Annotated in this window: 18 protein-coding genes; 11 read left to right on the top strand and 7 right to left on the bottom strand. The window is 51.0% G+C overall.

The window, feature by feature from the left end:
- Positions 1–112: 112 nt before the first annotated feature.
- From QZL66_RS09290 to QZL66_RS09280, 3 genes are all read right to left on the bottom strand, one after another.
- Positions 113–421 (bottom strand): AzlD domain-containing protein, encoded by a 309-nt coding sequence (locus tag QZL66_RS09290; RefSeq protein ID WP_022411440.1) that lies wholly within the window; start codon positions 419–421, stop codon positions 113–115.
- Positions 418–1,125, bottom strand: coding sequence for an AzlC family ABC transporter permease (locus tag QZL66_RS09285; protein ID WP_022411439.1), 708 nt, complete (start codon positions 1,123–1,125; stop codon positions 418–420). Before QZL66_RS09285 ends, QZL66_RS09290 begins: the two co-directional genes overlap by 4 nt.
- 153 nt (positions 1,126–1,278) lie before the next feature.
- Positions 1,279–2,364 carry a hypothetical protein gene (locus QZL66_RS09280; protein WP_022411438.1) on the bottom strand — a complete coding sequence of 362 codons (1,086 nt, stop codon included), beginning with the start codon at positions 2,362–2,364 and terminating at the stop codon, positions 1,279–1,281.
- A 261-nt stretch (positions 2,365–2,625) separates the two neighbouring features.
- Between QZL66_RS09280 and gap the strand changes: the two genes are divergently transcribed.
- Complete coding sequence (gene gap, locus QZL66_RS09275) at positions 2,626–3,663, top strand: type I glyceraldehyde-3-phosphate dehydrogenase (RefSeq protein WP_022411437.1); 1,038 nt, start codon at positions 2,626–2,628, stop codon at positions 3,661–3,663.
- Between the two features lie 223 nt (positions 3,664–3,886).
- Here the strand turns inward: gap and QZL66_RS09270 are convergent, their stop codons facing one another.
- Entirely contained in the window at positions 3,887–4,747 is an 861-nt protein-coding gene (locus tag QZL66_RS09270; protein WP_022411436.1) for a S66 peptidase family protein, read from the bottom strand.
- A gap of 391 nt (positions 4,748–5,138) precedes the next feature.
- On the opposite strand from QZL66_RS09270, the gene pflB reads away from it, so the two are divergent.
- The 5 genes from pflB (at position 5,139) to QZL66_RS09245 (ending at position 9,913) form a co-directional block, all read left to right on the top strand.
- Positions 5,139–7,214: a formate C-acetyltransferase gene (gene pflB / locus QZL66_RS09265; protein WP_227794134.1), complete on the top strand. Its 2,076-nt coding sequence runs from the start codon at positions 5,139–5,141 to the stop codon at positions 7,212–7,214.
- 34 nt (positions 7,215–7,248) lie between these two features.
- Positions 7,249–7,458: a hypothetical protein gene (locus QZL66_RS09260; RefSeq protein ID WP_022411434.1), complete on the top strand. Its 210-nt coding sequence runs from the start codon at positions 7,249–7,251 to the stop codon at positions 7,456–7,458.
- Between the two features lie 26 nt (positions 7,459–7,484).
- On the top strand, positions 7,485–7,754 hold the full coding sequence (grcA3, locus tag QZL66_RS09255) for an autonomous glycyl radical cofactor GrcA3 (protein WP_226944079.1): 270 nt from the start codon (positions 7,485–7,487) through the stop codon (positions 7,752–7,754).
- 208 nt (positions 7,755–7,962) lie between these two features.
- Positions 7,963–8,727: a pyruvate formate-lyase-activating protein gene (pflA, locus tag QZL66_RS09250; protein ID WP_022411432.1), complete on the top strand. Its 765-nt coding sequence runs from the start codon at positions 7,963–7,965 to the stop codon at positions 8,725–8,727.
- Between the two features lie 256 nt (positions 8,728–8,983).
- Positions 8,984–9,913: a magnesium transporter CorA family protein gene (locus QZL66_RS09245; protein WP_022411431.1), complete on the top strand. Its 930-nt coding sequence runs from the start codon at positions 8,984–8,986 to the stop codon at positions 9,911–9,913.
- Positions 9,914–9,988: 75 nt separating this feature from the next.
- Here the strand turns inward: QZL66_RS09245 and QZL66_RS09240 are convergent, their stop codons facing one another.
- Positions 9,989–11,251 carry a hemolysin family protein gene (locus QZL66_RS09240; protein WP_022411430.1) on the bottom strand — a complete coding sequence of 421 codons (1,263 nt, stop codon included), beginning with the start codon at positions 11,249–11,251 and terminating at the stop codon, positions 9,989–9,991.
- Positions 11,252–11,383: 132 nt separating this feature from the next.
- Between QZL66_RS09240 and QZL66_RS09235 the strand changes: the two genes are divergently transcribed.
- The 3 genes from QZL66_RS09235 (at position 11,384) to QZL66_RS09225 (ending at position 13,019) form a co-directional block, all read left to right on the top strand.
- On the top strand, positions 11,384–11,896 hold the full coding sequence (locus QZL66_RS09235; RefSeq protein ID WP_022411429.1) for a GtrA family protein: 513 nt from the start codon (positions 11,384–11,386) through the stop codon (positions 11,894–11,896).
- Positions 11,897–11,961: 65 nt separating this feature from the next.
- On the top strand, positions 11,962–12,645 hold the full coding sequence (locus tag QZL66_RS09230) for a DUF421 domain-containing protein (RefSeq protein WP_022411428.1): 684 nt from the start codon (positions 11,962–11,964) through the stop codon (positions 12,643–12,645).
- The gene (locus QZL66_RS09225; protein WP_022411427.1) at positions 12,642–13,019 is read left to right on the top strand and encodes a DUF4363 family protein; all 378 of its coding nucleotides are present in this window, start codon (positions 12,642–12,644) and stop codon (positions 13,017–13,019) included. The genes QZL66_RS09230 and QZL66_RS09225 overlap by 4 nt, the downstream gene beginning before the upstream one ends.
- Positions 13,020–13,068: 49 nt before the next feature.
- Here the strand turns inward: QZL66_RS09225 and QZL66_RS09220 are convergent, their stop codons facing one another.
- Together QZL66_RS09220 and QZL66_RS09215 are read right to left on the bottom strand one after the other, a co-directional pair.
- Positions 13,069–13,479 (bottom strand): bis(5'-nucleosyl)-tetraphosphatase, encoded by a 411-nt coding sequence (locus QZL66_RS09220; protein ID WP_022411426.1) that lies wholly within the window; start codon positions 13,477–13,479, stop codon positions 13,069–13,071.
- A 106-nt stretch (positions 13,480–13,585) separates the two neighbouring features.
- On the bottom strand, positions 13,586–14,470 hold the full coding sequence (locus QZL66_RS09215) for a YitT family protein (RefSeq protein WP_022411425.1): 885 nt from the start codon (positions 14,468–14,470) through the stop codon (positions 13,586–13,588).
- A 282-nt stretch (positions 14,471–14,752) separates the two neighbouring features.
- Between QZL66_RS09215 and QZL66_RS09210 the strand changes: the two genes are divergently transcribed.
- Both QZL66_RS09210 and pduL read left to right on the top strand, forming a co-directional pair.
- On the top strand, positions 14,753–15,877 hold the full coding sequence (locus QZL66_RS09210; RefSeq protein ID WP_022411424.1) for a CPBP family intramembrane glutamic endopeptidase: 1,125 nt from the start codon (positions 14,753–14,755) through the stop codon (positions 15,875–15,877).
- A 176-nt stretch (positions 15,878–16,053) separates the two neighbouring features.
- On the top strand, positions 16,054–16,635 hold the full coding sequence (pduL, locus tag QZL66_RS09205) for a PduL/EutD family phosphate acyltransferase (protein ID WP_022411423.1): 582 nt from the start codon (positions 16,054–16,056) through the stop codon (positions 16,633–16,635).
- Positions 16,636–16,726 lie beyond the last annotated feature (91 nt).

The raw sequence follows: 16,726 nt of genomic DNA, 5'->3' as shown, positions 1-16,726 counted from the left end.
TATACGCTTGTGAAGACAGGTTCTTAAAAAAAGCGCCTGTTTCGGATTCTGTGAACGACAGAAACTGCGGAACAGGCACTTCACTTTAGTATACCATAAATTTGTCGATTTGTCAAATGATGCTGCACAAAAAGTCGGTGACCAGCGCCGAGGCAGAGGCAGCGAGTGCAACTACGATCAGGGGGAGATTTCGATACGCCAGAATCACTGCAATTGCCGTGCCGATGACGGCAGAGAGCAGACTTCCGGTGGAGTAGAAGATGGCTGGAATCGTCATGGCGCTGAGTACGGTATAGGGAATATAATAGAGGAAGCTGCGCAGAAACGGAGAGCGAATCTTTTTCCGGAAGATGGTGAGGGGCAGCATGCGGATGAGATAGGTGACCACCGCCATCACTGCAATATAGATGACGATACTCACGTGGCACTCGCCTCCTGTTCTTCCGGAACGGGAAACAGCAGCGCTCCCACTGCGGCGGCGGCGACAGCGCAGATGATAACGGCAAATCCGCTGGATACCGCGGGAAATCCATAGCGGAACAAAACGCTGCATCCGGCGGCGAGCAGCGCCGCCAGCAGAATCCCCTTGCTCTTTTTCGCAGCGGGGAGGACGATTGCCAGGAACATGGCATAGAGCACGATTCCCATGGCGTTGGTGATCAGTTCTGGCAGAATCTGTCCTGCCGCTGCGCCGAGCACTGTGCCCAGCGTCCAGCCGAAAAAGGCGATGACGATCAGACCGGCGAGGTAGGCGGCGGAGATCAAACCCGGCTGCGCTGAGGCAACGGCGAAGATTTCATCGGTGATGCCGTAGGCGGTCAGAAGCCGCTGAGGTGTGCGGAACGAGCTGTCTAGTTTCTGCGAGAGGGAGATGCCCATGAGGGCGTAGCGGATGTTGATGACCAGCTGGGTCAGTGCCATTTCCAGATAGCTGCCGCCAGCAGCGATGACTGCAACGCCTGCGACCTGTCCGGCGGAGGTAAGATTGGTGACGGAAATGCTGATGGCTGCCAGGACGGAGAGTCCGGAGCGGATTGCCAGAATTCCGAATCCGAAGGAAACCGGCAGATAGCCCAGCGCAATGGGGATGCCGTCGTAGATGCCTTTGACGAATGGTGATTTCAATGTAAGAACGTCCTTTCCCGGCGCAGAAGCTGCACCGATGTCATATCGACTTATTCTACCACATTTCCCGAAAAAAAGCAAATCGGAATTTCCGATTGCCGAAGCACTGGAAATTCCGAGAAGACGTGTCTTTTATTTGGATGGGAATACACTCTAATAAAAGCGGTATTCTGAAATATCTGCCAGCATGATTTCATAGAGCGAATCCTCGTCGCTTCGAAACCGCCGGACACCGCTTTGTAAGAACAGCGGCGCGGTTTCGTCGCAGAGCGGAATGCGCAGAACCGCCATCTTCTTCTGCTCTCGCTCCGCCGAGAGCAGCGTCGCCTGATAGCAGCGGCAGAAGTGGCGGATGATGACCTCCTCCTGGGAGAGCAGGTGCGTGTGGTAGAGCAGTACTGCGGGACTGTGGCGGGAGCGTGTTTCGTCGATTCCGCTGGATTCTGCGGAGAATGTGAGTTCTGCATAGCCGTCTGCTTTTTTTGCAGCGATGCGAATTAAAGTTGTGTCGCTGTATTGCCGCTTGATCTGCAAAATCAGACAGAGCAGACAGAGCAAAAGCCGCTGCGGATTGACGGAAATCGCCAGCTGCGATTCGCTTTCTCCTTGGATCCGCAGCGTTCGGCCGAGTATTTTTCGACACGATTCGACAAAATTCGACATTTCACGGTCAAGAAAAAAAGGTGATCCGGAAATATCCTTTTTTTGGCAATACCGCATCTGCTCTGCGAGGAGAACTGTGGGGCGGATAAGACGGCAGCAATTCCCTTTAATAATGTTCAGCTGCTGCATCTGTTCCTCCAAGAGTGTGCGGGGACAGGCATCGCTTTGTTCTTCAATGGCGCAGTAAAGTGCGGCAACCGCATTGGAGATTCCAAAAATCTGACTGCGCATTGCCGCAAGACGATTTTCCATATCGTTGCACCACTCCTGATTCTCCATGGATAGATCCGTATAGGGCAGCGCATCAATTCGAACCAGAAAAAGGGGAGTGCCGTCTGTGAGATTCCTGTCGCAGTGGACTCGGTAGAGTTCCCCGATGTGACAGATTGTTGAAGTTCTGGAAGAAGTTTTATCATTTTGAGAAAAAGGAAAGAAAGAGCCGAAGTCGGTGATGTTCTGAAGCATCGGGCATGGGCGGTTCTGCCAGAGCAGTTCCCATTGGCCGGAAAATGCCATGACATAGTCCGATGCCTGCTGATACCATTGTGCAATCCACTTGAGTTGCGTCTGCTGCATATCTTTTCCCTCCTGTCTATCTGTTTCTATTCTATGCTTTTATTATACTACATATTTAGAAAAATGAAAATAAAAAAAACGATGTTTTTGTTTGATTTTTTGGATTTGTGGAAAATGCACAAATAGAGCGGTCTGTTTTCGCCGGAATCATAGAAAAATATAGAACTTGCTTAAAACCACCCCGCTTTTTTTCAGAAAGTGCTTGAATTTCTTCCGGAAATGGTGTACAATAGAAATATAAAAATTTAGGAGGTAATTCCAATGTCAGTTAAAGTTGCTATTAATGGTTTTGGCCGTATTGGTCGTCTCGCATTCCGTCAGATGTTCGGCGCAGAGGGTTATGAGGTTGTTGCTATCAACGACCTGACCAAGCCTTCCATGCTGGCTCACCTGCTGAAGTATGATACTGCACAGGGCGGTTACGCAGGCAAGATCGGCGAGAACAAGCACACTGTTTCCGCTGATGATGAAGCTGGTACTATCACAGTAGACGGCAAGACCCTGAAGATCTATGCAAAGGCAAACGCTGCTGAGCTGCCGTGGGGCGAGATCGGTGTTGACGTTGTTCTGGAGTGCACTGGTTTCTACACTTCCAAGGCAAAGGCACAGGCTCACATCGATGCTGGTGCAAAGAAGGTCGTTATTTCTGCTCCGGCTGGTAGCGATCTGCCGACTATCGTTTACAACGTAAACCACAACACCCTGACCGCTGATGACAAGATCATCTCTGCTGCATCCTGCACTACCAACTGCCTGGCTCCGATGGCAAAGGCTCTGAATGACTACGCTCCGATCCAGAGCGGTATCATGAGCACCATCCACGCTTACACTGGCGACCAGATGATCCTGGACGGCCCGCACAGAAAGGGTGACCTGAGAAGAGCAAGAGCTGGCGCTGCTAACATCGTTCCGAACTCCACCGGTGCTGCAAAGGCAATCGGTCTGGTTATTCCGGAACTGAACGGCAAGCTGATCGGTTCTGCACAGCGTGTACCGGTTCCGACTGGTTCCACCACCATCCTGACCGCTGTTGTTAAGGGTGCAGACGTAACTGTTGACGGCATCAATGCTGCTATGAAGGCTGCTGCTACTGAGTCCTATGGCTACAACGAAGAGCCGATCGTATCTTCTGACGTTATCGGCATGAAGTATGGTTCTCTGTTCGATGCAACTCAGACCATGGTTTCCAAGATCGCTGATGATCTGTACGAAGTACAGGTTGTTTCTTGGTACGACAACGAGAACAGCTACACCAGCCAGATGGTTCGCACCATCAAGTTCTTCGCTGAACTGGCATAAGGAAAGCACATTCTCGATAGGACAAGCAATTTGTCTGAATCTCGCAATTGAAAGCGGCGTGGCGTTCTGCCATGCCGCTTTTTGCATTTTCTCTGCATAAAGTTCAATATATCGCAGAAAATAGATAGAAGATGCGATAAAAAAGAGCTTCTGATTTTTTGCGGTTTCGGCGAGACTGGCGGCTGTGCTTTCCGGCAGCTTTTTTCAGATGTCAGGGAAACCCTCAGTCCTTGCGGGATAGGGCAACGGGCAGGTGATACGGCAGACACAGGGAGTCCTCCTGGTGACCGATGGCGGTAGTGCAGGCGATGGGCAGCGAAGGATCGTTTACGATTGTGCAGACCAGTCCGTAGAGCAGCGGCATGAAATGCTTCTGTTCTAACTCGGAGAAGTTTCCAAGCAGGACACCGCTGCACTGCCGGAATGCGCCGGCCTGCTGATACTGGTGCAGCATGGTTTCGATTCGCTTCAGACCGCCGGAGCAGCTCTCCAGAAACAGCACCTCGCCGGCGAAATCCGGCTGCCAAGGTGTGCCCATGAGTTTTAGTGTGCAGCGGATGTTTCCGCCAGTCAGCGTGCCGGTCAGGGAATCTCCGTGCAGGAAGCTAATGGGAAATTCCGGAACCTGCGGCGGTTCGCCGAATATCGCTGCCGAGAAGCTTGCTCTGGCAATTGCTGAACTGCACAGAAAGCGTGGCTGGAAATACCAGACGGGCACGTCGGCGCATTGCCGCAGGGGGTTCAGCAGTACGGAGAGGTCGCTGTAGCCGAAAAACGGCTTTGCATGCGCACGAATTGCCGGGAAATCCAGAAACGGCAGGACAGCATTGGCAGAATCTCCGCCGGAAACGTCAAGAATGGCGCTGATGCTGTCATCCCGGAACGCCTGCATCAGTGCAGCGGCACGTTCCTGCGGCAGCTGTGTGACACCGCCTGCAGCACAGTAGAGCGCCGGCGAGATCACTGCCTCCAGCCCCATTTTTTCCAGTTCAGCACACAGTGCGTCGATGGCCGGTTTGTCATNNTGCCAATCTCTTCCGTCGGAACACCCGACCAGCGCAACCCGTTTTTTCAAATGCAGCATAAAATTCCATTCCTTTCAGCGCTGTTTCCTTTTCCCATAGTATAGCATGTGCGCCAGTGAAAGTCAATCGCTGGAAGTGACAATTATTTTGCAAAAAAAACAAAAAGGGAGGTTTTCATTTCTTTTTTTCAAAATCGAAATGGGATAATGCAGGAGAAAAATTGAAAAATAAGGTTCTCTAAAAAAAATCTTGGAGAAATTTCTTGAAAGCTATTGACTTAGTAGTTGAGATGTGTTATTATTTAAGAGAAACAAAGCGCAGATGAAGTGCAGTGGAAAACTACGCCGGATTTCCGGCGGTTTCACCGCATTTTCTGTCTGTGATTTGCAAAAATCTATCAAAATTCTGCTGGTTTTCCAGCAAAGGGGAGATTTAAAGATGGCAGAGTCTATGACAAAGGCATGGGAAGGTTTCGTTGATGGTGCTTGGAGCAAGACAATCGACGTCCGTGACTTCATTCAGAAGAACTACACACCGTATGAAGGTGATGAGAGCTTCCTGGCTGGTCCGACTGAGGCTACCACAAAGCTGTGGGGCGAGGTAATGGATCTGTTCCAGAAGGAACGGGAAAACGGCGGTGTTCTGGATATGGACACCAAGATTGTTTCGACGGTAAACTCTCACGAAGCCGGCTATATCGACAAGGATCTGGAAACCATCGTTGGTTTGCAGACCGATAAGCCGTTGAAGCGTTCTCTCCAGCCGTTCGGCGGTATCCGTATGGCAGAAGAGGCTTGCAAGGCCTATGGCTATGAAGTTGATCCGGAGATCAGCTACATCTTCACACACTACAGAAAGACACACAACGAGGGTGTATTCGATGTTTACACACCGGAAATGCGTGCTGCTCGTCATAACGCAATCATCACCGGTCTGCCGGATGCTTACGGCCGTGGCCGTATCATCGGTGACTATCGCCGTGTTGCTCTGTACGGTATCGACCGCCTGATCGAAGACAAGAACTATCAGAAGGCTGTTACTTCCGGTACAATGACAGAAGAAAAGATTCGTCTGCGTGAGGAACTGGCAGAGCAGATCAAGGCTCTGAAGGCTCTGAAGGCAATGGCTGCTCGTTATGGTTATGATATTTCCGTACCGGCTGCCAACGCAAAGGAAGCAATCCAGTGGACTTATTTCGCATATCTGGGTGCAGTAAAGGATCAGAACGGCGCTGCAATGAGCCTGGGACGTACCTCTACTTTCCTGGATATCTACATTCAGCGTGATCTGGACAACGGCACTCTGACTGAGGAACAGGCACAGGAATATATCGATCACTTCATCATGAAGCTGCGTATGGTAAAGTTCGCAAGAACTCCGGAATACAACGCACTGTTCTCCGGCGACCCGCAGTGGGTTACCGAGTCCATCGGCGGTATGGGTATCGATGGCAGAACACTGGTTACTAAGAACAGCTTCCGTTATCTGCATACTCTGGAAAACCTGGGTACTGCTCCGGAGCCGAACCTGACCGTTCTGTGGTCTAAGAGACTGCCGAAGGCATTCAAGCACTACTGTGCAAAGCTCTCCATCAACACCTCTTCCTTCCAGTATGAGAACGATGATCTGATGCGCGTGACACACGGTGATGACTATGCAATCGCTTGCTGCGTATCCTCCATGCGTGTTGGTAAGGAAATGCAGTTCTTCGGCGCACGTGCAAACCTGGCAAAGTGCCTGCTGTACGCAATCAACGGCGGTGTTGACGAAAGACTGGATGCAAAGACCGGTAAGCACAATCAGGTTGGTCCGAAGTATCGTCCGGTAGAAGGCGATTATCTGGACTACGATGATGTTATGGCAAAGTACACCGACATGATGGCTTGGCTGGCTAAGCTGTATGTAGATACCCTGAACTGCATCCACTACATGCACGACAAGTATTGCTACGAGGCAATCCAGATGGCACTGCACGACAGAGATGTAAAGCGTTACTTCGCAACTGGTATCGCTGGTATGTCTGTTGTTGCTGACTCCCTGTCTGCAATCAAGTATGCAAAGGTTAAGTGCATCCGTGATGAATTCGGCGTAGTAACCGACTTTGAAGTAGAAGGCGACTTCCCGAAGTACGGCAACAACGACGATCGTGTCGACAGCATTGCTGTTGAGATCCTGGACAAGTTTATGGACATGATTCGCAGCAACTACTGCTACAGAGGCGGCGTTCCGACCACTTCTATCCTGACCATCACTTCCAACGTTGTATACGGTAAGAAGACTGGTAATACTCCGGATGGCCGTAAGAAGGGTCAGCCGCTGGCTCCGGGCGCAAACCCGATGCACGGCCGTGACACCCACGGTGCAGCTGCTTCTATGGCTTCTGTTGCTAAGCTGCCGTGGAAGAACGCACAGGATGGTATCTCCAATACCTTCACCATCATCCCGGATGCTCTGGGTAAGGATTCCAAGGTATTCGCTGGCGATATCGATATCGAATCCATCCGCAAGGAAATGGAAAGCAAGTAAGGCTCTTTTTTGAAAAAGAAAGGAGGCGGATGTCATGGCAGAACATGAGGTCAAAGAACAGGATAAGTCGGACGAACTGGTGGATATGATCGAAAAGCTGATGGAAGACGGCAGCGGTCATCTGACCATTTCGGAGGACGATCTGATGGGCGGAGGCATGAGTGTGAAAACCTATCGCAGTATGGACTGCTCCAAGGGAAACATGGCATGCTGTCAGCCTACTGAGTTTATAGAGGACGAGTGAGTTTTCACCAGTCCCCGGCAACCCGTATCTGTAAATTCTGCGAGGAGGAATTTATCATGGCAAATGAAAAGCAAATTGAAAATCTGGTTGGCCTGCTGGACGGCTATGCTGAAAAAGGCGGTCACCACCTGAACGTAAACGTACTGAATCGTGAAACTCTGCTGGACGCTCAGCAGCATCCGGAAAAGTATCCGCAGCTGACCATCCGTGTCAGCGGATACGCTGTAAACTTCATCAAGCTGACCAAGGAACAGCAGGATGATGTTATCACCAGAACTTTCCACGCTTCTCTCTAAGAAAAAGCGGATTTTGCCGGAGTGCAGTGGGAATCCTATTGCAGTACGGCAGTGCTGAATTGTTTCATATGAAGTAACGTGTACTCTTTGCGGTCCGCAGTGGCACACGTGTTGTGCCCGTAGCGGTGACGCAAAAGGCAAGAATACTAGCAGTGGACGTGCAGAATTTCTGTGCGTCCACTGTTGTATCTGCCGGAAAGGAAGAAAAATGGAAGGACATATTCACTCAACCGAGAGCTTTGGCACGGTAGACGGCCCCGGTATTCGCTTTGTGGTTTTCTTTCAGGGATGCCCCATGCGCTGTTTGTACTGCCATAATCCGGACACATGGACGGTGGGCGGCGGAGATCAAAATCTGCGCAGCGTGGAATCGTTGTTGAAAGAGTACGACGGCATCAAGGAATTTCTGCACGACGGCGGAATCACTGCAACCGGCGGTGAACCCCTGTTGCAGATGCCGTTTTTGACAGAGCTGTTTGAGGCGGCAAAGAAAAAGGGAATTCACACCTGCCTGGACTCCTGCGGTATCACCTTTCGTCAGGAACGGCGTGCCGAATTTGACCGCCTTATGGCGGCAACCGATTTGGTGATGCTGGACATCAAGCACATTGACGATGCCGAGCACCAGAAGCTGACCGGACAGAGCAACAAGCACATTCTGGAGTTTGCGGAGTACTTGAAAGAAAAGAACGTGCCCGTCTGGATTCGCCACGTTGTCGTACCGACGATCACGCTCAACGACGAATACCTGTATCGTCTGGGCTATTTTATCGGCGGACTGGATAACCTCAAGGCGCTGGATGTGCTGCCTTATCACACCATGGGTGAGGTGAAGTACCAGAATCTGGGGATCGACTACCCGCTGAAGGGGATTCCTGCTGCCACCAAGGAGGAGGCAGAACATGCCAAGGAGGTTATTTTCCATGGCATGAAGGCACGCATTCGGGACGACATTGAAGCCAAAAAAGCGTGAGCAAGTTTCGAAGCTGCGCACTTTTTCGAGAAATTTACAAAAACCGCCTTGTCAAAGGCGGTTTTTTCTGTTATAATAAAAAGAGTGGCATTCGTTTTGCTGCTGATTTTGAATCGAAAAAAGGAGGTACGGCATGAACGCTGACCCATACCCTTTGCCGGAGCAGAGCTTTTGCAAATGGCGCAATGTTGAAAAATGCAAGGACAGCCCGTGACGTAATCCTCCGTACTGCCTTGCTGAAAGGTGGTACCTGATTTTGGTCTCTTATTACAAAACTGTCGCCAACCGCTTGATTGAAATCGATTCCATTATCAATGGCTGCTGGGTATCCGTTGTAGATCCCACAGCGCAGGAACGGAAGATGCTGATCGAGGAATACGGCTTGGACAGCGACTTTTTGAAGTCATCTTTGGATGAAGAGGAGTCCTCCCGTGTGGAACAGGAGGAGAAGCAGACGCTGATTATTGTGGATACGGCGGTTTCTGAGGTGCAGAAAGACGACACACTGATTTTCTACACCATGCCGCTGGGGATTATCATCACGGAACACCATGTGTTCACCATTTCCCTGCGGGAGAATAAGGTGATCGATGATGTAGTAAATGGGCGTGTGCGGAACATTCAGACGCAATTCCGGACGCAGTTTGTGCTGCGGCTGATGATGAACATCACATCATCGTTCCTGATCTACCTGAAACAGATCGATAAAACTTCCAGTGTGATGCAGCGGAAACTGCACGGTGCGATGAAAAACCACGAGCTGATTCAGATGCTGGAGTTGGAGAAATCCCTGATTTACTTCTCTACCTCCCTCAAGTCCAACGATGTCACCATGAACAAGATTCTGCGCGGACGAGTGGTGAAGCTGTACGAGGAGGATCAGGATCTGCTGGAGGACGTGCTGATCGAGTTAAAGCAGGCGCAGGAGATGGCGAGCATTTACTCCAGCATTTTGTCCGGCGTCGTGGATGCGTTTGGCTCTGTCATTTCCAACAATCTGAACATTGTCATGTGGAATTTGACTCGCATCACGATTATTCTGGCGATTCCGACCATGGTGTTCAGTTTTTACGGCATGAATACGCTGGATTTGCCCTTTGCGGAACACACCTGGGCGCCGACGCTAATTTCGCTGATTGCAACGCTTCTGGTTGCGCTGATTCTGTTCAAGTATAAGAAAAAATAGCCCATGGTTCTGATACAGCCGGAAAGCCCCCGAATTGCAGGAATCCGGGGGCTTTTTGGTTGGAATGGGGGAAGATCAGTTTTCTTTGGCGTCGCCGTCCGCTTCTTTTTCGGGGACGATTTCCAGACGGATGAGTTTCACAGTCTGGTTGTCCGCCTCCAGCACCTTGAAGTGGAATGTGCCGCAAACGGCAGTTTCACCCTTTTCAGGAATGTGTCCCAGCAGTTCCATGACCCATCCGCCAATGGTGGTGGAATCGGTCTCCGGAATCTGCGCCGGCGCATCCTCTTCGTCTACCGCACTGCAAACATCGCTGATGCTGAAAGAACCAACGACGGTGTAGGTGTGCGGGGCTGTCTTCATGAATTCGTGGATAACCTCGTCGCTCTCGTCATAGATATCGCCCACAAGCTGTTCCAGAATGTCCTCCAGTGTCACCATCCCCTTGGTTCCGCCGTATTGATCGACCACAATGGCAAGATGTGTCTTGGCGTGCTGCATCTCCCGCAGAATGTCGCTGATGCGTTTCGTCTCCGGAACATAGATAACATCCTGTAGAATCTCGTGCAGCGTGCGGTACTGTCCGCACATCAGCTGGAAAAAGCTGCGGTTGGTAATCATACCAATGATGTTGTCCAGACTTTTTTCATACATGGGAAAACGGGAGAAGTGGCTGTTCAGAAACAGTTCCTTTGCTTCTTCCACCGTTGCCTCCGAGGAAATGCCCACGATCTTGACACGGGGAATCAGAATCTCGCTGACGGATGTCTCGTCGAATTGCAGGGCGGAGATGACCAGATCGCTCTCCTGTTCTTCCAAAACGCCCTCCTCCTCAATCTCGTCAATGATGTATTTCAGTTCATCTTCGGTGACGCTGGGGGCTTCCTCCTTGGGCTTGATGGCACGGGAGAGCAGCCCGAACAGCAGGACAAAAGGCTTCATAATTGTGGTGAATGTGGAGAGAGCGGAACCCAGCACCAGCGCCAGCTTGTCCGCATGGGATTTGGCGTAGGACTTGGGGAGCACCTCGCCGAACGTCAGCACCAGAACGGTCATGACAACTGTGGAGATGGCAGCGCCGGCAGAGCCGAAGTACTTGGTGAAAAGAATTGTTGCCAGAGAAGAGGCACCGATGTTGACAACATTGTTTCCCACCAGAATCGCCGTGAGGGCATCTTCGTAGCGGTTGGCGATATCTAGCGCCTTTCCGGCACGTTTATCGCCGGAGTCTGCCATGTGCTTGAGGCGAATCTTGTTGACGCAGGCAAATGCCGTTTCCGTGCTGGAGAATAGCGCAGAAAAAGCGACTAGGATCAAAATGAGTACGACGTGAATCAAAATAGTTCCTCCTGATTGAACTTGAAAAAATAAGCGTTGGCACAATGCGTGACAACTTCTTACTTATCATACCATAAAAAGAAAAAAGAATCAAGAGAAACGGATAAATTTGTTGAAAAAGGGGGATTTCCCATGGAAAAAATGATTGCATGGATCATCGGCTATCTGCCGAAACCGCTGCAAAAGCTTTGGTACGCCCACGAATCGGTGTGGATGTATATTCTGGTGGGCGGACTGACAACGCTGGTGTCTCTGATCTTCCAGATGCTGCCTACGGCGCTGTTCAATGCGGTGCACATGGCGAACTGGCTGAACACCGGACTTTCTACCACAATTTCTTGGATTTTTGCTGTGACCTTTGCGTTTTTCACCAATAAGAAATACGTGTTCAAGAGTGAAACGCATACCCGTGCTGCCTTTTGGCGGGAATTTTACATGTTTTACGGAGCACGACTGGTCACCTATTTTCTGGAACTTGCCATTATGGAGCTGGGCAACCACTTTTTTGCCACAGTTCACGGCGAGATCATCACATGGCGTTCGCTGCTGGTAAAAATCGCAGCGCAGATTGTGATCCTGATCCTGAACTACATCTTCAGCAAACTGGTCATTTTCAAAAAGCGGGAGGATGGTGCAAAAAAATAGCGCACGGCTCCGTATAAAAGCAGTGCACTCCGGACATACTTCAGGTATGAAAGGAGTGCGTTTTTATGGGCGTGGTTTTGATTCGATCTCTCATTTTGTACATTGTGGTGATTTTTGGCGTGCGCCTTATGGGAAAGCGCCAGCTGGGAGAGCTTCAGCCCTCGGAACTGGTCATCACGATCTTGATTTCCAACATTGCAACGCTGCCGCTGGAGGATCCGGACATTCCGCTGTTTATCGGAATCCTGCCGATTTTGACGCTGGTGTGCTATGAGGTGATCATGTCCTGGATCACGCTGCGCTCGCTGCGGATGCGGCGCATGATCTCCGGCCGCCCGAAAATCATCATTCGGAACGGACAGATCGAACAGGCAACACTTCAGGACTTGCGGCTCTCTGTGGACGACCTGATGACAGCGCTGCGGAGCAACCAGATTTTTGATCCGGCGCAGGTGCAGTTCGCCATTATGGAAACAACGGGAACCATCTCGGTTTATCCGAAGCCAGAGTACCAGCCACTGACGCAGGGCGATGTACAGCTCAAACGTCCGCCGCAGAATCCGCCGGCAGTGGTCATTCAGGATGGCAAGGTGATGGAGAAATCGCTGGTCATGATTGAAAAGAACGACGCATGGCTGGAACAGCGCTTGGCGGAGCATCGGCTGACGGCGGAGGAAGTGTTCCTGATGCTGGGGGATTCCTCCGGCGCCTGTACCGTGATTCCCAGAAAACGGGGGTGTGCGGAATGAATCGGGTGCGGCTTGGCATTGCAATTCTGCTGGTGCTGGTGCTGATTAGCGGCGGAACAGTGTGGTATGTGCACCAGCAGACCACACGCCTGCTGGCACAGCTGGATGTGCTGGAGGATGCTATTGATAATGGTCCGCTGGAAGCAGCGGAAGAGCCGTTTGCAGAATTTGAGCGCCAGTGGGAGAAAACGGAGGTTCTGCTGAACATCATGGTGTGGCGGGAACGTGTGTCCGAGATCGATGTCTCCGTTTCCCATCTGGATCCTATGCGTGTGTCAGACTGCGATGAGCTGCGGTCGGAGATGACGGAGCTGCGTATGCGTCTGGTGCATCTGCACGACTTTGAGATGCCCTCTTGGAAAAACATCCTGTAATGGAAAAACCGTTCTGAAAACGACACAGAAACGTTTTCAGAACGGTTTTTTAGAACTCTTTGATCGCTGTCTTTGCCTTGCTGACAATGTTCTTGTCGTTCTCGTAGGTGAGGATGCTGGAGGCATAGCCGATGTCTACCCAGCGAATCTCGGAGATCTCCTCCTCCTGCGGAAAATAGTCAAAATTTTTGGCACGTGCGATAAAGTAGACCACAGTTTTCTGGGTGTCCCGCTTGGGAAAATAGGAGACGGTTTCCCGAAATGTGGGGTCGATCATCACATCGATCGAAGTCTCTTCTTTGATCTCCCGAACGGCGGTTTCGACTTCGGTTTCGCCGGTTTCCATATGTCCCTTGGGAAACGACCAGTGTCCGCTGTTAATATGCTTGATGAGCAGAATTTCGGTATTGCCATGGGATTTTCGATAGACAATGGCACCACATGATTTTTCGTGCTGCATAAGACAACTCCTTCATTTTGATGATTTGTTACCTCTAGTATAGCACATCTGATGCGATTTGTCCATAGGAAAACACGGAAAAAACAGAGAACCCGCAAACGAACGCTCAGGCATTTTGGTTGGCGGAGAACACGTCGGCAACTTCCGTGATGGTGATATAGGCGGCAGCATCTTTTCGGTGGACGATTTCCCGCAGCTTGCTGACCTGATAGCGGTTGATGACAACATAGACTACGGTTTTGTCTGTGCCGGAGTAGTAGCCCTGTCCTGCCATGGTGGTCATGCCGCAGCCAAAGACGGCGGAAAGCTCTGCACAGACCTCCTCCGGAACGGCGGTAATAATCATCGCCGCCTTAGAGCGGTCGAAGCCCTCTACAATGAAATCTACGGTTTTCAGGGCGGCTGCATAGGTAACAATGGAGTACAGCGGGAGAATCCAGCTGTTCATGACAATGCCGCAGACGATGTACAGCAGGACGTTGTAGATCATGACAAACGTTCCCACAGAGATGCCAAGCCGTTTGGCGAAGATTACCGCCATGACTTCGATGCCGTCCATGGCACCGCCAAAGCGGATAGCAAGACCGCTTCCGGTGCCGGAAATCAGACCGCCGAACAGCGCACAAAGCAGCAAGTCAGAGCCAGCAAGAGGAGAGGCGATGCTGACATCGATGGGCAGCACATCGGTAATCAGCCATGCAGCAACGGAGTAGACTGCGACAGCAAAAATGGAGTAGACGGTAAACGCTGCGCCCTGCCGTTTGAGTCCGTAGAGGAACAGGGGGACGTTAAGTACCAGCAGAAACAGCGACAGACTCATCCAGTCCGGTGTCAGCTGCCCAAGTAACATGGAGGTGCCGGAAATGCCGCTGTCGTATAGGTTGACGGGTGCCAGAAAGAGCGTGACGCCAAAGGCGTTGATGATGCCTGCCAGAAACAGCAGGCAGAACTTTTTCCATTCGAATTGCGGTTTTGTTTTCTCTGAGTGCATGGAGTTCCTCCTTTTGGTCCGGAATATGTTTTGATCGAAACAATTAGCATTTGCGATACAAACTGCTTCATATCAGAACGAATTTCAACTTTGATGTTTGATTTAATTATCATCATACCATAAAAAAGAAAATTTGTCAAGAAACGGAAAATCAAACGGAGATGGAGAAAAAACAGCGTTTTCTGTAAAAAATGTAAAAATCGGTTTACGCCGCACGAAAAATGTGTTATAATGAAAGATATCCGGACACAAGCGACCGCATAGAATAGGAGGCAGAAAATATTGTTATCAGAAGAAACCATGCGCCAGTCAGCACCGCAGCAGAACGAGATGCTGGATCCCAAAAATCCCTTCGAAAATCCCATGGAAAATCGGGAGTACCGGATGGATTATCGGCGTGTTTTACCGCAGATCCTGCTGCCGGGCTTTCAGGTGCCCTTTGCGCCGGAGCGGGAGGAACGGCGTGCCATTCGGAAGTGCCTGAACATTGCGGGATTGGGTATCCTGCTCAGCGATCTGATTTCCCAGCTCCTCGCCTTTGGACTGATGTTTCTGGTCACGTGGGTGCTCCAGATGCGCTACCACATGGAATGGAATACCGCCTCGGACTATCTCTCCAACTCCTCTATTCTCATCGCAATCAACGGGCTGATTTTTTTTACCATCAACACCGCCACAGCGTGCATCGGCTGTAAGAGCATGCGAATTCCGCTGCGCAGTCTGTTCCAGACGCAGGATTTCACGTGGAAAAGCGCCCTGAAGTACATCCCCATCGGAATCGGGTTGCAGTGTGTCGCAGCCTATTTGTATACGGCACTGTCCTGGTTTCTGGAGCAGGGCGGTCTGTCCGGCGTGGATGCGGATTTCTCCTATTTCTCCAGCGGAAAGTCCGTGCTGATGACCATTCTGTACACCTGTATTCTGGCACCGCTGACGGAGGAGCTGCTCTACCGAGGCTTCCTGATGAAGACGCTCTCCCGTGTCAGTATTCGGTTCGGCATCCTGATCAGTGCGCTTGCCTTTGGTTTGGCGCACGGCAATCCGGCGCAGTTCCTTCTGGGCTTTCTGGTGGGAATCTTCATGGGAAAGATCGACACACGGCACAACTCCCTGCTCCCGTCCATTCTGGTGCACATTGCAATCAACAGCACCTCCATGGCAATTGAACTGATCGGAGAACTTGTGCCCTCGCTTTGGGAAAATTATGTGAATTTCGGACTCAATCTAATATATCTGGGTGTCGCTTTCATTGGCATCCTGTTCTGGTTCTGTTTTGAGTGCCGGAAGCCTCTGCCGTACAACACCCAGAAGCAGGCGATGCGAAATCGTGTGGCATGGACGGCACCCTGCCTGCTGATTGCGCTGGCGTTCCAGATCGGCATGCTGCTGGCGTTTGGACTGCAATAAAAATCCAGGACCCTGTTTCAGATTTTCGTGATTTTGTAAAATCTGTGAAAATCCGGTTTCTGCCCTTGACGAATGGCGGAAAAAGTAGTACAATAGGCCTAGGAAGAGGGCGCCGGCAGGCTGGTTTGACGGCATTTCCGGAACTGCTCTCAAATCTAAATCTGGAGGTTTTTGCAATGTCTTTTCAGTTTATCGTAGAAACATCTGCAAGACACGTACATCTGACAGCAGAAGCATTTGCCGTTCTGTTCGGCGAAGGAAAGGAACTGACCGTTAAGAAGATGCTTTCTCAGCCGGGTCAGTTTGCAAGCGAAGAGCGTGTTACCATCGTTGGCCCGAAGAAGGAACTGCCGAACGTTTCCATCCTTGGTCCGTTCCGCAGCGCAAATCAGGTAGAGCTGTCCGCAACGGATGCACGTTCTATCGGAATTGCTGCACCGATTCGTGAGTCCGGCGATGTCGCTGGTTCCGGCGCATGCAAGATCGTTGGTCCGGCAGGCGAGCTGGAGATCAGCGAGGGCGTGATCGTTGCCAAGCGTCACATCCACTTTACACCGGAAGACGCTGAGAAGTGCGGCGTAAAGGACAAGGATATTGTCTGGGTTCGTGTAGAAACCGAAGGCAGAAAGGCAATTTTGGGCGACGTTGTCTGTCGTGTATCTCCCAACTATGCAACTGCAATGCACATTGATACCGATGAGTCCAACGCAATTGCTGCACCCCGCAGCCTGATGGGTGAGATCGTCAGCGTAGACTAATTGCAGAATCTGTGAGTTTATCACCAAGAGCGGCGGATGCTGTGGAGTGCGGAAGCATTTTACATCTGCCGCTCTTGTCTATCTGTTGAGA

Source organism: Ruminococcus sp. CAG:330 (genome assembly GCF_000437175.1).
Classification (GTDB): domain Bacteria; phylum Bacillota; class Clostridia; order Oscillospirales; family Ruminococcaceae; genus Ruminococcus_C.
This window is presented reverse-complemented; position numbering and strand designations above follow the sequence as displayed.